The 14554-nt window shown below is 66.5% G+C and carries 10 protein-coding genes and 1 riboswitch; of the genes, 7 read left to right on the plus strand and 3 right to left on the minus strand.

Going from position 1 to position 14554, the window contains the following annotated elements:
• Positions 1 to 108 precede the first annotated feature (108 nt).
• On the minus strand, positions 109 to 1575 hold the full coding sequence (nhaA, locus tag R2834_05895) for a Na+/H+ antiporter NhaA (protein ID MEZ4699841.1): 1467 nt from the start codon (positions 1573 to 1575) through the stop codon (positions 109 to 111).
• A 475-nt stretch (positions 1576 to 2050) separates the two neighbouring features.
• Between nhaA and R2834_05900 the strand changes: the two genes are divergently transcribed.
• A complete protein-coding gene (locus R2834_05900; GenBank protein MEZ4699842.1) occupies positions 2051 to 2431 on the plus strand; it encodes a BlaI/MecI/CopY family transcriptional regulator in 381 nt (126 codons plus the stop codon).
• Between the two features lie 35 nt (positions 2432 to 2466).
• The gene (locus R2834_05905) at positions 2467 to 4389 is read left to right on the plus strand and encodes a M56 family metallopeptidase (protein MEZ4699843.1); all 1923 of its coding nucleotides are present in this window, start codon (positions 2467 to 2469) and stop codon (positions 4387 to 4389) included.
• Positions 4390 to 4421: 32 nt separating this feature from the next.
• Here the strand turns inward: R2834_05905 and R2834_05910 are convergent, their stop codons facing one another.
• Positions 4422 to 5258: a serine hydrolase gene (locus R2834_05910; protein MEZ4699844.1), complete on the minus strand. Its 837-nt coding sequence runs from the start codon at positions 5256 to 5258 to the stop codon at positions 4422 to 4424.
• 294 nt (positions 5259 to 5552) lie between these two features.
• On the opposite strand from R2834_05910, the gene R2834_05915 reads away from it, so the two are divergent.
• From R2834_05915 to R2834_05935, 5 genes are all read left to right on the plus strand, one after another.
• Positions 5553 to 6092, plus strand: a complete 540-nt coding sequence (locus tag R2834_05915; protein MEZ4699845.1) for a hypothetical protein — start codon at positions 5553 to 5555, stop codon at positions 6090 to 6092.
• Positions 6093 to 6173: 81 nt separating this feature from the next.
• Positions 6174 to 8537, plus strand: coding sequence for a TonB-dependent receptor (locus tag R2834_05920; GenBank protein MEZ4699846.1), 2364 nt, complete (start codon positions 6174 to 6176; stop codon positions 8535 to 8537).
• Between the two features lie 314 nt (positions 8538 to 8851).
• Positions 8852 to 9067: riboswitch (cobalamin riboswitch) on the plus strand.
• A 114-nt stretch (positions 9068 to 9181) separates the two neighbouring features.
• Positions 9182 to 11110 (plus strand): TonB-dependent receptor, encoded by a 1929-nt coding sequence (locus tag R2834_05925; GenBank protein ID MEZ4699847.1) that lies wholly within the window; start codon positions 9182 to 9184, stop codon positions 11108 to 11110.
• A gap of 33 nt (positions 11111 to 11143) precedes the next feature.
• Positions 11144 to 12493, plus strand: a complete 1350-nt coding sequence (locus R2834_05930; protein ID MEZ4699848.1) for a T9SS type A sorting domain-containing protein — start codon at positions 11144 to 11146, stop codon at positions 12491 to 12493.
• 4 nt (positions 12494 to 12497) lie between these two features.
• Complete coding sequence (locus tag R2834_05935) at positions 12498 to 12716, plus strand: (2Fe-2S)-binding protein (GenBank protein ID MEZ4699849.1); 219 nt, start codon at positions 12498 to 12500, stop codon at positions 12714 to 12716.
• A gap of 124 nt (positions 12717 to 12840) precedes the next feature.
• On the opposite strand, the gene R2834_05940 is transcribed toward R2834_05935, so the two are convergent.
• Positions 12841 to 14430: a hydantoinase B/oxoprolinase family protein gene (locus tag R2834_05940; protein ID MEZ4699850.1), complete on the minus strand. Its 1590-nt coding sequence runs from the start codon at positions 14428 to 14430 to the stop codon at positions 12841 to 12843.
• Positions 14431 to 14554: the final 124 nt, after the last annotated feature.

The following is a 14554-nucleotide window of genomic DNA, read 5'->3' on the forward strand; positions in this document are numbered from 1 at the left end:
TCGCATGGGAATGCGCCTTTTCTCTGCGCCGGCTTCATCCCATGAAAAATGCCCGGCAGGATTGACCTGCCGGGCATTTCGCATGAGCCGGGGGGAGTTAGGAGGAGGTCACGCGTTTACATAACTCGGTTCCTTTTCGGTAGCCACCTGCGCCGGCGCAGGGGCAGGCGCTGCGCTCTCGACGGGCGCGGGCTGCGTGCGCGTTTTCGGAGCGGCCGGTACGGCGGCGGGCGCATCCAGGGCCGGCGCCGTGGCAGCGGAACGGCTCAGGGCGATCCATCCGGCGACGCCGGCGATCGTGGAGGCCAGCAGGATGCCCATCTTGGCACTGTCGAGCATGGCGGCTTCGGTGAAGGCCAGGTTCGATACGAAGAGGGACATCGTGAAGCCGATGCCGGCCAGGAGGCTCACGCCATAAAACTGTCTCCAGGTCGTTCCCGAGGGCATTTCGGCCAGACCGAGGCGAATCGACAGCCACGAGAAGAGCGACACGCCGATCTGCTTGCCGACAAAGAGGCCCACGATGACGCCGATCGTGACGTGGCTGGTCAGCGCGGCCGTGATGTCGGTACCCACGAAGCGGACGCCGGCGTTGGCGAAGGCGAACAGCGGCATGATCAGGAAGTTGACCCATCCGTGCAGGGCATGCTCCATGCGCACCAGCGGGCTGCTGACGTCCTTGCAGGCATGTTCGATTTCGTGTACGACATGCGCCTGGTCGTGCTTCAGATCGCGCTGGTTGGGCTCCGTGAGGCCCATGTATTTGTAGGCGAGGTCGCGGCTGACCGCCATGAAGGCGTAGGCGCCCATTTTGCGGCTTGCCGGAATCGTCAGGGCCAGCAATACGCCGGAGATGGTCGCATGCACGCCGCTCTGCAGGAAGGCCACCCACAGTCCGATGCCCAGCATGACATACGGCGCCGGCCGGCGAACCCCCATGCGGTTGATGGCGATGAGCGCGACCAGAAAAGCGGCGCCGATTCCGAGGCTGATGAAGTTCAGGTCGGACGTGTAGAAAAACGCGATCACCAGCACGGCGCCGAGGTCGTCGACGATCGCGAGCGCCGTGAGGAATACCTTAAGCGCCAGGGGAACGCGTTTACCGAGCAGAATGACGACGCCGAGCGCAAAAGCGATATCCGTCGCCATCGGAATGCCCCAGCCGCCGGCCGAAGCGGTTCCGGCGTTGAACGCGGCGTACAGGACGGCGGGAACGATCATGCCGCCGATGGCGCCGGCGATCGGGAGTGCGGCCTTCTTGGGCGAAGCGAGCTCGCCGGACAACATCTCGCGCTTGATTTCAAGCCCGACCATGAAGAAGAAAATCGCCATCAGACCGTCGTTGATCCAGTGCATCAGATGCATGGATACCATGCTGTGTCCGAGCTCGATCGCGATATGGGTTTCCCACAGGTGGAAATAAGCGGCAGCAAACGGCGAGTTGGCCCAGATGATGGCGGCTACGGCGCAGAGCAGCAGCAGGATGCCGCCGGAAGCCTCCATCTGGATGAATCGTTGTACGGGCTGGACAAAGACCCGCTTCAGAAAACCAGGATTCGCTTGCGTTGCGTGCATGGCGTCTTAACCTCGAATAGTTGGAGTCGATTAAGCCTCTAGGGCCTATCGGATGTGCAGCCTCGTGACGGCGCATCGCGCCAGATGGCGGCGAATAGCGGTCGGGGGGATGGCTGCCGTGGGATGCATCAGGTCCATGTCTCGTAGGCCTTTCTGGCCACGGTGGCGCTGGAACGCCGTGTTAGGGCGTGTGGGCAGGGCACTGCATGGGCCTGGAGCGGGGGAGCTACCTGACCATGTGGCGAAGCGTCCGGGTGGGGCGGCACGAAGCCGGTGGGTAGACGCTTCAGCAGGCGAAATCCGGCTCCGATCACTCGTCAGCGCCGGCCGGGCGCACCTGCTTAGGGGTGTATCGGCGTGGGCCTTCCAGACTTAAATCCCGGGAATCGAAGCGTTGGGGAAAATGAGGGCTTGACACCTACGAATTCTTTCGTATCTTTGGGTACGAAGCTTTTCGTATCTTAAGGGCACCGCGATGACACCGCCGAAGCCGACCAGCGCCGAACTGGCGATTCTTCATGTCCTCTGGAAGCGAGGCGCCTCCACCGTGCGCGAAGTGCACGATGTACTCGGCGGCGAGCAGGGGATCGGGTACACGACCGTGTTGAAGCAGATGCAGATCATGCGGAAGAAGGGCCTGGTCCGGTGCGACACGTCCCGAATGACGCATAGCTATGAGGCGGCGGTATCGGAGGCGGAGACGCAGACGCATCTGGTGGAGGATCTGCTCGACGATGCGTTCCATGGATCGGCCGGCATGCTCGTGCTGCGGGCGTTGTCGGCGCGGCGGAGCACGCCGGAGGAACTGGCGGAGATACGAAAGCTGATCGAGGAGCTGGAGAGGCGCGGATCGTAAGCGGGAGTCATATCAACTCGACAGGGCATCTCATCATGCAGTCCTTTCTCGAACAACTGCCCCCTTCCTTGATCGACGCCGCCGGCGCGGCGTTGCTGCACTTCGTCTGGCAGGGGGCGCTCGTGGCCATCGGGCTGGCGATCGCGCTGCGCCTGATGCGTCATGCCTCCGCCGAGACGCGCTACAGCCTGTGCGTGGGGGCGGCGATGCTGCTTCTGTTGTTGCCGGTAGCGACGGCGATCCAGGTGTATGTCGCGCCGGCGCGGATCGACGCGGGCGGCTGGATGGGGCCGGTGGATGGGTTCGGGATCGATGCGGCATCGGACGACACCGTTCCGAGCGAGCCTGCATCAGTCGCCAAGTACGCCGGACCCGGACGCGTGGAATCGAAGATCGACGGCTGGGATGTGTTTCGCTGGTTCGCGCTCCAGTGGCGCTGGGTGATTTTTCGCGTCTGGTTGCAGGCGTTGCCGCTGTTTGTGCTGCGCCTCGCCTACGGGATGTACGGGGTGGGTCGTCTCCGCCGGCTGAGCGTTCCGGTTGAGGATGGCGCATGGCCGGACCGGTTTGCCGCGCTGAAAGCGAAGATGGGGATTTCGAGGCCGCTACGGTTGGTGACGTCGGAGTCGGTGGCGCAGCCGGCCCTGCTCGGATGGCTGCGGCCTATGATCGTAGTGCCGGCCGGCCTGTTCGCCGGCATCCCGGCGGCGCACGTCGAGGCGCTGCTGGTGCACGAGCTAGCCCACATCCGCCGGCACGACTACCTCGTCGTCTACCTCCAGGCGGTGCTCGAAACGCTGTTCTTCTATCATCCGGCCGTATGGTGGGTGTCGCGCCGGCTGCGGATCGAGCGGGAGTTCGCGTGCGACGCGGCGGCGGTCCGCGCCCTGGGCGACGACCTGACGTACGTCCGCGCGCTCGCCGGCCTGGAGGAGCGCCGCGGGCCGGCGCTGGCGCTCGGCGCGTCCGACGGCCGGCTGGTGGACCGGATCCGGCGGATCGTGGAGGGCGATACGCCGCGACGGACGCGGATGCGCGCGCCGTCCTGGGCGCTGGCGACGGTAGCGGTGCTGGCGGCCGGCGTCTTTTTCGCCGCCTGCGGCCGGACGACTGACGCGCCCATCGTGGGCACGCCGGACGAACTCTTCATCCAGGCCGCCCAACTCGTCAAGGAAGGCGATTTTTACCGGGCGAAGCAGGTCGCCGAGCAGTCCGCCGAGGCCGGGAATCTGTGTTCGATGCAGCTGCTGGCGGAGCTGTTGGCCGGTGATGCGTCCAACCGAATCTGGGGCGGCGAGGCCTTTCAGACCGGGATGCCCTGGCTGGGGCAGGATGCCGCGGCATCAAAAGCCTGGGCCGACCGTCTGGAGCAGACGCTGCACGAGCGCGCCGAGGCGGGAGACGGCGATGCGATGCTGTGGCTATCCGCCCGGTACAGCTCCCGATGGGGATTTTATCCCATGTGGATGGATGGCCAGGATGATGGGCTTTCACGCCTCTGGTCTGACCGGGCGCTGGAAGTCGGACATCCGATCGCACGGCGGAGCCATGCGCTGCAACTCGCATGGGATGGACAACTGGCAGAGGCCGATGCGATCCTGGAAGAGCTGGGCCGGCAGGGGGATGCGTATGCCTACTGGCGGTGGGCGATGGTCTACATGGATACGCGTCGCGATCGGGTGGATCCCGAACGCCATTTTGCCGTGGCGAGTCTGGCTGTCGACAACGAGGCGGCAGGATTGCACGAATGGCTGGGGAAGGAACTGCAGGAATTGCAGGAGCAGGCGGCCCAGGGAAATCGGGATGCGATCGCGTATCTGGAGGTCGCAAACCGGTTCGATTTGATCCATCGGATGACGGCGATGCCCGAAAAGGCCTGGCATCCCGGGGACTATGTATTGCCGCCCCTCTGCGATGGGCAACGCACCGTACGGGCTATGCAATCGGCGTCGCAATGATCCGGTCCCGTCGCCATGCCGTGGCGTGGCTGCTACGGGGTGGGGGCTTCGGGGGAGGTGCGGAGGCGGTTATATACGGCGGTCGCGATGCGGGCGCCCAGGGCGGCGGATTCCTTGCTGTCCGTGATGCCCTCGATCAAGATCACCAGCACGAACGCCGGCTGCTGGGGCGGGTAGATGATGGCGGCGTCGTGGTGGATGGCTGTGATCTGGCCGGTCTTGTGGGCGATCTGGACGTCGTACGGCAGGCCGGCGGGAATCATCTCGCCAAACTGCTGGGAGAGGAGGACCTCCCGCATGGCCCGGTCGCTCTCGGGGGATACCGCCCCGCCCTCCATCAGGCGCTCCATCACCAGCGCCAGGTCGGACGCCGTCGTCGTGTTGCTCATCCCGAGGTCGAACGCCTTGAGGTCCTCCACCCCGCGCAGCACCTGCATGTGCCGCGTCCCGAGGCGCTCCATCGTGGCCTGGACCGAGTCGGCGCGGACGGTATCGATGAGCAGGTTGGTCGCGAGGTTGGAGGAGACCGTGATCATCTGATACACCAGCTCGCTGACGGACATCGTTTCGCCGAGCCGTTTATAGATGGCGTCGTCGGAATCGTCCTCGATGCTGAAGAGCGAACCGTCGACGATCGAGTGGAAGCTGTTGACGACGGGGAGCCGGTCGTCGAGCGAAAGCCGGCCCTGTTCGGCGAGGCGGTAGATCTCGATCATGACCGGCACCTTCATGGTGCTGGCCGCGTGGAACGTGCGGTCGGGAAGGCGATCCCAGGAGACGCCTTTCGCAGGGTCGCGGACGGCCACGGCGACCGTCGCGTCGGGATAGGAGGCCAGGAGGCCGTCGAGGGTATCGTCGAAGCCGTTCATGGGGTCGGGACGCGCGCACGAAGCGAACAGGAGAACGCAGCAAACACTGGCAAAAATCTTCATGGTGCGTCGGGTCGGGGAGGGCGGTTGTCGGAGAAAGCGGGCGCCGGGCTACGCCGGCAAGATACATGACAACGGGCCGCGAAAAAAACGGCGTCCCTGCCAGAGGGCCGGCGCGGGGCGATTAAAAACGCTGGCGTCGTGCGCCAGAGGTCGTTGAAAACCAGTCGCCGCGGTCGTATCGTGGCGCGGCTCAACTCGGCTGTTTTTTCCTGAAACGCGCAAGCCATCTCTATGCGGTCGATCGTCCTCGGAACCCTGCTCGCTGCGGTCCTCATGGGTCCGGTCTGCATGTCCGGGATGTTCACGTACCTCTATTTCCGCTCGCATCGCCGAGGCCAGCGTCTGGCGTCGGAGGCCGGCGAACACACGTCGCCCGCCGCGGCGCGGCGCCTGGTCGTCTCGGTGGCCGAGTGGGAGCAACCCGAGCAGGTCTTCGAACGCGTCAATGCGCGCGAGATACGGCTGGAGGGTGGGATGTACGACATCGCGCTCGCGGTGCAGCGCGGCGACTCCATGTTTGTGCTGCTGCTGCGTGACATCAAGGAAGAGCGGTACCTGCGGGCCATCGCTAACGTGTTCGATGAGGGGCGCATCGACGCGCGCTCGCCGGCTTCCGTCTGGCGATCGGTATCGGTCGGCGCCTTTGCCGGCATCCTGCCGAAGCATCCGTCGGTGAGCCCCGCCGTTGCATCCCTTTCTTACCCGCCGGCGCAGAAAGCCGGCTACCGCTCCTGTATCCCTGAAGTCCCGGACCCGCCACCCTGGAGCTGAAGCGCCCACCCGTGCTTCGAGCTTCATGCGGCATCCTGTGCCGCGTGTGGTGTCTGATCCATTCAAACACAAGGGATACGTATGTCCATCCTACGTTTAAAGCGCCGCTGGTCGGTGCTCGGATTTCTATTGGCCTCCTTTCCCGCCGTGCTCAACGCCCAATCCATCGAAGGGACGGCGACAACCGGCGGCGCGGCGCAGGCCGATGTCCATGTGTATATCGCGAGCCTCAAGCGAGGCACCGTGACGGATTCCCGGAGCCGCTATGCCATCGAAGGCCTCGCTCCGGGAACGTATACCGTCCAGTTTTCCCGGCTGGGCTACCTCAAGCAGACGCGGACGGTGACCCTGGCGGCCGGCGCCTCGGCGCGGGTCGATATCGACCTCCAGCCGCAGACCGTCGCCGGCGAGGAAGTCGTCGTCATCGCGGACGATCCGCAGAACCAGGACGACGTGCCGCTGACCACGCTGTCCATCGATCAGGCTGAGGCGAGCGAATACGGCGCGTTGAGCGTCTGGCAGGCGCTCGACCGCCTGCCGGGCATCGCGCGGTCCACCAACGGCCCCGGCATCGAGCGCCCCTTTATCCGGGGTCTCTCGGGCGGACGCATCCTGCTCATGGTCGAAAACATGCCGTATACGTACCAGACGTGGGATCCCGAGATGGGGCTCAGCGAAAACGGCAACAGCACCGAGCAGGTGGATGTGATCCAGGGGCCGGCCACGCTCCAGTACGGTCCGGGCGCCATGGGCGGCGTGATCACGTTTGTGCCCGAGTACCCCGCGCCGGTCGGGCGCACCGTCGGCGCCTACACCGCCGGGCTGTATGCGAATACGAGCGGTCTGTACAATGAACTCTCGGTCCGGCAGTCGCAGAACGGCTGGTTCTGGGGCGCCCGCGCCAGCTACGACGCGCACGCGGACTACCTCGCCGGCGGCGAGCGCGAGCTGGAGCCGGGCGCGGTGCGTCCGCCCGAGCCGGAGGGCGAAAACGACAAGATCGTCCCGAACTCGCGGTTCCGGCATACCCAGGCCAAGGTGTTCGCCGGCCTCAGCCGGAACTGGGGCAGCACCCGCCTCACGTACCACTACCTCCAGCATCTGAACGGCATCGTGGAGGCCGAAGAGGAGGAAATGGGGCGCGAGGAGAACCACCGGAAGATCGAGGCGCCCTACCACGCGCTGTTCGATCACATCCTCTCTTCCGACACGCAGACGCGAGTGGGCTCCGGCTGGCTCAATACGGTGCTGGGCGTCCAGATCAACCAGCAGCAGGAGTTCGAGCCGGTGACCGCCGGGCCGGAGGAGAAAGAGAAAGCCGTCGACCTGGTGCTGACGACGTTCCACTACCGGTTCGGCTACGAACGCGCCCTCGAAAACGACTGGCTGCTGAAAGTGGGGCTCCAGGGGCAGGTGCAGAAGAACGAGAGCAAGGGAATGGAGCCTTTTGTCCCGAACGCCGACCTGAATCAGAACGGTGTCTATGCGTTGCTGCGCAAGAAGACCGACCGCGCGACGATCGAGGGGGGACTGCGCTACGATGCCCAGCGCCTCACCACGTCACCGGCGGAAGGCGAAGAGGAGGAGTTCCTCCTGAAAACAGCGGCGCTCGTCGACAGCGACCTCGAGCGCTCGTTCGGGATGGGCAGCGGCTCCATCGGGGTGGCCTACGAAGTGCGCCCCGGCTGGAATCTGAAGGTCAACGCCGGCGTCGGCGCCAGCGCGCCGTCGCTGGCCGCCCTGACGGCCAACGGGCTGCTCCGCGAGGTGCGGCGGTTCCTCATCGGCAACGACGAACTCGTGGCCGAGCAGAACCTCGAATTCGACGTCGCCTCGACCTGGCGGCTCGAATCGGTAACGTTCTCCCTCGGCGCCTTCGCCAACCGCATCTTCAACTACACCTACCTGTACGCGACGGGCGCTACGGTGACCGAAACCCGCCCGTCGGGCGACCAGGTGTTCCCGGTGTTTGCATACCGGCAGGACGACGCCGACTTCTGGGGCGGCCATGCGGAAGTGGCGCTGCACCCGGCGGCGCTGCCGGCCATGAAGCTGTACAGCCGGCTCGACCTCGTGCTCGCGCAACTGCGCGACGAGGCGTCGCTCTGGGCGCCGATGATTCCCGCGCACCACGTGCTGACGGGGCTCGACCTCGCCGGCGGCGCGAACGGCCCGTTCCGCAACCTGTCGGCTTCGCTCAGCGCCGATGCCTACCTGAAGCAGGATCGCGTGCCGTTCTGGGAGGCGTCGTCGAAAGCCTACGTCCTGATCGATGCCTCGGTCAACGCGCGTCTGCCGCTCGCGCGCCAGACGGTCCAGGTGGGGCTGCACGGCAATAACCTGGGCAACGCGAAATACATCAACCACCTCTCGCTGCTCAAGCCCGATGGCATCCGGGACATGGGCCGATCGGTGTCGCTGACGCTGCGCGTGCCGTTCGGGTGATGACGAAATCCGTGGGTCGGGTTGGGGCGCGATGGCATGTATTGTGTCGGGTTACGGCCGCGATGGCATGTATGGTGTCGGGTTGGGGCTCGATGGCATGTATTGTGTCGGGTTGGGGCGCGATGGCATGTATTGTGTCGGGTTGGGGCTCGATGGCATGTATGGTGTCGGGTTACGGCCCCTGATGGCATGTATTGTGTCGGGTTACGGCCCCTGATGGGGGCCTAACCCGACCTACGGAATGTGGTGGTGATAATCTTCATCGATGCGATGGATTGCATCGGGTGCCGGCGGGGCGTACCTTGCCGGCACGTTCTTTTTTATGTCGCAGCGGTTCCGCTATTTCGGATGAAAAGGGAATCCGGTCATTCGCTCGCGAAGAATCCGGAGCTGTACCCGCAACTGTAGGTTGCCATCGGAGCGGAGAACGACGACGCCGCGGTCACTGTGCAACAGCATGGGAAGACCGCCGGCCGAGTTCTCGGCGCCGGCAACGAGCCAGGAGACCTGCCACTGCGTTCACGCATTCGACCTCCGGGAGATGAGGTTCGAGCACGCCCGATTCCGGCGATGGGCGCGTCTTCACGCGGCCCTGCGCCCCGGTGCCGTTTGCCCGAGCTTCATCTGATTGAGGTTCGGGCTTTATGGTTTTTAGCAGGCATCTCGTTCGATGGGCCGGTCCGCTTCGATGCGCCGGCTGCCTCCTCGTGCTGGGCGCGGCCGTCGCGTCGGCGCACGCGCAGGCCTCCGACTCGGTCTACACCCTCCCGGGCATCACGGTGACGGCGACGCGCCGACCGGTCGCCATGGATCGCGCTCCCGCGCGCATCCAGCGCCTCGACCGCCCTGACCTCGCCTCCGCGGCCTCGCTGGCCGACGTGCTGCTGCGCCGCGCCGGCGTGTTCATCCGTCCCTACGGCAACGGGCTCGCCACCCTCTCGATGCGCGGCGGCACGGCGTCGCAGTCGCTCATCCTGCTCGACGGCCTGCCGGTGTCGGACCCGCAGCTCGGACAGATCGATCTCTCGCTGCTGCCGCTGTTTTTTGTCGATCGCGTCGAGGTGATGCACGGCGCCGGCTCGTCGCTGTACGGGAGCGAGGCGATCTCGGGCGCGGTACAGCTCCAGACCGCCGTCCCGGTGGAGCCGCTTTCGGTCTCTTTTTCGGGTGGATATGGCCCCTATGGCGAGCGTCAGGCCGGCGGAACGCTCGCCGCGCGCCAGGGGCGCTGGAGCGCGCGCGTCGCCGGGGAATTTCGGGGGGAGGATGGCGACTACCCGTTCTGGAATCCGTCGCTCTTTCCGCCGCGGGAGGCGCCACGCGCCGGGGCGGATCGCCGGCAGCATAGCCTGTACGCCGGCCTGACGCGCGCCATCGATACGCATCGCCAGACGCGGATCGCCGTGCTGGCGACCGATGCCGAGCGCGGTCTGCCCGGGCCGGCGACGACCACCCCCGTCGGCGAGCGACAGCAGGATCGGCAGGTGCGCCTCTGGGGGACGCACGAGGGCGCCGGATGGCGGCTGCGCGCCACGCTCCAGCAGTCGGAACTGCGCTATCTGAACCCGCGGCTTCGGATCGACGACCTCGGCCTTTCCCGGACGGCGCTGCTACAGGCGGAGACCTTCGGGGCGGCAGGACGCCTGGCCTGGACCGCCGGCCTCAGCGGGGGCGCCGGGCGGGCCGAGCATCCCAACCTGGCCAGCGCGGCGCGCAGGACGCAGGGAGCGGCCTTCGCGAGCGGGACGATCGACGCCGGCCGGCTCCAGCTCTATCCCGCGCTCCGCCTCGACGCGGTTTCGTCGGGCGGCGACGGGCGCTACGCCGTGAACCCGGGACTGGGCGCCAACCTGCATCTGACGCCGCGCGCCGGCATCGCGCTGAAAGGCCGCCTCGCGCGCGGGTTTCGGGCGCCGACGCTCAACGACCGCTTCTGGCAGCCCGGCGGCAACCCCGATCTGAAACCCGAGCGGAGCTGGACCGCCGACGCCGGCGTGGCGTGGACGCCCCCGGAGCAGGCCGCCCGGCTGGAAATCACCGTCTTCGACCAGCATGTGCGCGATCAGATCGTCTGGCAGCCGGCCACGAGCACGGTCTGGTCGCCGCAAAACGTGGCGCAGGTGCGGTCGCGGGGCATCGAGTCCTCCGCCGGCGCGCAACGGCGCATTGGCCGGTGGGTGGTAACGACGGATGCGCGCTACACCCTGACCGCCGCCGTCGACCGCTCCGACCCGGCCTCGGCCTCCTTCGGAAGACAGGTTCGTTATGTGCCACGGCATCAGATGAAAGCGACGGTCTCGGCCCTCTGGCAAGCCCGCGCCTGGAACGTTTCGCTCGAAACCGGCGCCGTGCGTATCGGCCGGCGCTTCGTGACGGCCGACGAGACGCAGTCCCTTGCACCCTACGCCGTGGCCGATGCCGGCGTCACGCTGGGCCGGCAGGCGGCCTTCGGCCGTATCCAGCTCTCGGCCCGTCTGGACAATGCATTCGACGCCGCCTACGAAAGCATCAAGGGCTACCCCATGCCCCCCCGCCGGCTCCACATCGCCCTCCGGGTCGATCTCGGTTCCTGATCTCCTTTTCCACCCCAGCCATCCCGTACGCTCATGAACGCACCGACTCGTCTCCTCCTCGTTTTTTGTCTGTCGATCGGCCTGTTCGCGCCGGCTGCCCTCGCCCAGCCGGAAACCATCGCCGTCTTCGTCGGCAACCAGGGCAACTTTTCGGATGCCAACGGCACCGTGTCGAGCATCGATCCCGCGACGCTGGCCGTGAACCTCGATCAACTGCCCGACCTGAACACGCTGGTCCAGAGCATCACGCTGCATGAGGGCACGGGCTTCGTGATGGCGAACACGTCTGACCGTATCGACCTCTTTTCGCTCGACACCCGGCAGCGGACCGGCCAGATCGCCGGCGTCCCGAGTCCGCGCTACATGACGGTCGTCGGGGAGGACAAGGCGTATGTGTCGAACCTCTACGACGCGACGGTGACGATCATCCGGCTCTCGGATGCGAGCGTGCAGGGGACGGTCGACGTGGGCGACAACCCGGAGGACATCGCCGTCGCCGGCGGGCGCGTGTATGTGGCCAATCACGGGTTCGGGGCCGGAACGACGCTTTCGGTGATCGATCCGTCGAGCGATACGCCGCTCGATCCGCTGGAGCCGGGTTGCGACGGACCGCGCATGCTCGCGGCCGATCTCGAACAGGAACTCTGGGTGGTGTGCACCGGCAACACGGTGTACAATGAGGACTTCACCGAGATCATCTCGGAATCGAACGGCCGGGTCGTCGTGCTCGACGGGGCGACCGGGGCGCTCGTCACATCGTTCGACGCGACGGCGCAGCTGGGCAGCGGAGTGGGAGGGCAGGATGCGTTCTACGATCCGATCAGCCGGCGGCTTTTTGTCGTCCAGGGCACCGCCATCCTGCCGTTCGATACCGCTAGCAACGCGGCGCTCCCGGCCATCGACATACCCGGCGACGAGGCGATTGGTGCGGTCGCCTACGACGACGCGACGGCGCGGTTTTATCTGGGGCGCATCACGGGATTTGCCGAGGCCGGCTCGGTCTCCATCCACGACGCCGAGGGGCGCGAGATGGCGCGTGTGGCCGCCGGCATCATCCCGTCCTCCATCGCGCTCCAGCGTGCCGGCGAGGCGGTCGCCGTCGAGGAGCAGCCTGTGGATGGCGCCTTCGCGCTGGAGGCGGGCTACCCCAATCCGTTCCGCGGAGCCGTCTCGATCCCGTTTGTCCTGGATACGTCCGGCCCCGTGCGCGTCGCCGTCTACGATCTGCTCGGACGGGAAGTCGAGGTGCTCGCCGAGGGCGTCTTCGCTGGCGGCCGGCACACGGTGCGGTGGGCGCCGCAATCGGCGCCAGCCGGTGTCTATGTGGTTTCAATGACGGCCGGCGAACGCCGGACGCACACGCGCATCACCCGAATCCGGTAACCCGATGGCGATCCGCATCGACCGCTGTGTGTGCCACGGCTTCACCTTCGCGGAGATCAAACGGGAAGCCGACGCCGCCGGCCTGACGCGCCTGGATGAGCTTCGCGCTCGCGGGCTGTGCGGCAACGGGTGCGGTCTCTGCCATCCGTACCTGAGACGGATGCTGGAAACGGGCGAAACCGCGTTTCGGACCTTGCTGCCCCCTGAGGAGCCTCGATCGTAGGTCCTGCAAAAACATGTCATCTCACCGGAATCGCCCGGCTGGGCGATGTAGCCGAGAGACCTTCCCCCAAAGGCCATGTCTCAAGTCAGGAGGTCACTCCGCGGCAATGCCGGTCGGGAGGACACTATTTCCGCCCATACCCACCGCCTCCGGGCGTCTCGATCCGGAGGCGTTCGCCGGCTTCGAGCCGGCGCGAGAATTTACCGGGCAGGATCGTCTCGCGGCCGTCCGCGTCGACCAGAACGTTGCGTCCCGGCAGCCCGCTGTCGCCGCCGGCCAGTCCGCTCGGGCCCACGCTGCGCCGTTCGCTGAGCATGGTGACGGTTGCCGGCTGAAGCATCTCGTATTCCCGCACGATGCCGTCGCCGCCACGATGCCGGCCGTCGCCGCCGGAACCGGATCGGAGCGCGTACTGCGTGATGCGAAACGGAAAACTCAGTTCCAGCGCCTCCACGGGCGTGTTGAGCGTGTTGGTCATGTGGACCTGGACGCCGTCGAGCCCGTCGTGCCGAGTGCTGGCACCCATGCCGCCGCCGATGGTCTCGTAGTAGGCGTAGGGCGACCCGTCCGACCGGAGGCCGCCTATGGTGAGGTTGTTCATGGTGCCCTGGGAGGCCGCCGGCGCACGGTCCGGCATGGCGAGCGCGAGCGCGCCGAGGGCGACGTCGACGATGCGCTGCGAGGTTTCTACGTTGCCGCCGGCCACGGCGGACGGCGGGAGGGCATGCACCAGGCAGCCAGCGGGAGCGCGCACCGCCACCGGCGCAAAACAGCCCGCGTTGACCGGGATGGTCTCGCCCGCCAGCGCCTGGACGACATAATAACAGGCGGATTGCGTGATGCTGAGGACGGCGTTGAGGGAGGTCGGGCCGGCCGGGGACGTGCCGGCGAAATCGAAGTCGACGGCGCCGTCGCCCACCGTGACGGCGAGCCGGATGGTCAGCTCCGGTGCGCCCGGGCGGTCGTCCAGCACCAGGCTGTCGGCGTAGCGATAGACCCCCGCCGGCCAGGCCGCCAGCGCCGCGCGCATCAGGCGCTCGCTGTAGGCCAGCAGGTGCCGGGCGTAGGCGCCGACTTCAGCCCGACCGTGCCGCTCGCACAGTTCCGTGAGCCGACGGGCGCCGACCGCATGGGCGGCGCGCTGCGCGGACAGGTCGCCCAGGCGTTCCTCGGGCGTGCGGACGTTGCGGAGCAGGAGCCGCTGCAGATCCGCGTTCAACACCCCGGCGCGATAGAGCTTGACGGGCGGGATGACGATGCCTTCCTGGAAGATTTCGGTCGAGAGCGGCAGCGACCCCGGCGTCATGCCGCCCACGTCGGCATGGTGGGCGCGGGTGGCGACAAAAAAGGCCGGCGCGTCGCCGGCGGAAGCGAACACCGGCGACACCATCGTGAGGTCGGGCAGGTGCGTTCCACCGTCGTAGGGATCGTTCAGCAGCACGAGGTCGCCGGCTTCCCACGACGGAAAGGCCGCGAGGGCGGCGGCGACGCTTGCCGGCATGGCGCCCAGATGCACGGGGATGTGGGCAGCCTGGGCGATCAGGTTGCCGGCGCCGTCGAACAGGGCGCAGGAAAAATCGAGCCGCTCCTTGATGTTGGGCGAGTAGCTCGTGCGCTGCAACGTGACCCCCATCTCCTCGGCGATGCCGGAAAACCGGTGCCGGTAGATTTCGAGCAGAATGGGGTCGGGGTCCGCTTCGTCAATCCATTTCATGTTCCGTGAACCGCGTTCGCACACGGTTTATCAACCAGATTTTCAAATGTGGATAACTTGTGGAAGATTGCGGTCAAGCGTCTTGATAATTTCTGGATAACATATCTCAATGATATGAAAAATA

It is taken from the genome of Rhodothermales bacterium (assembly GCA_041391505.1).
GTDB lineage: Bacteria > Bacteroidota > Rhodothermia > Rhodothermales > JAHQVL01 > JAWKNW01.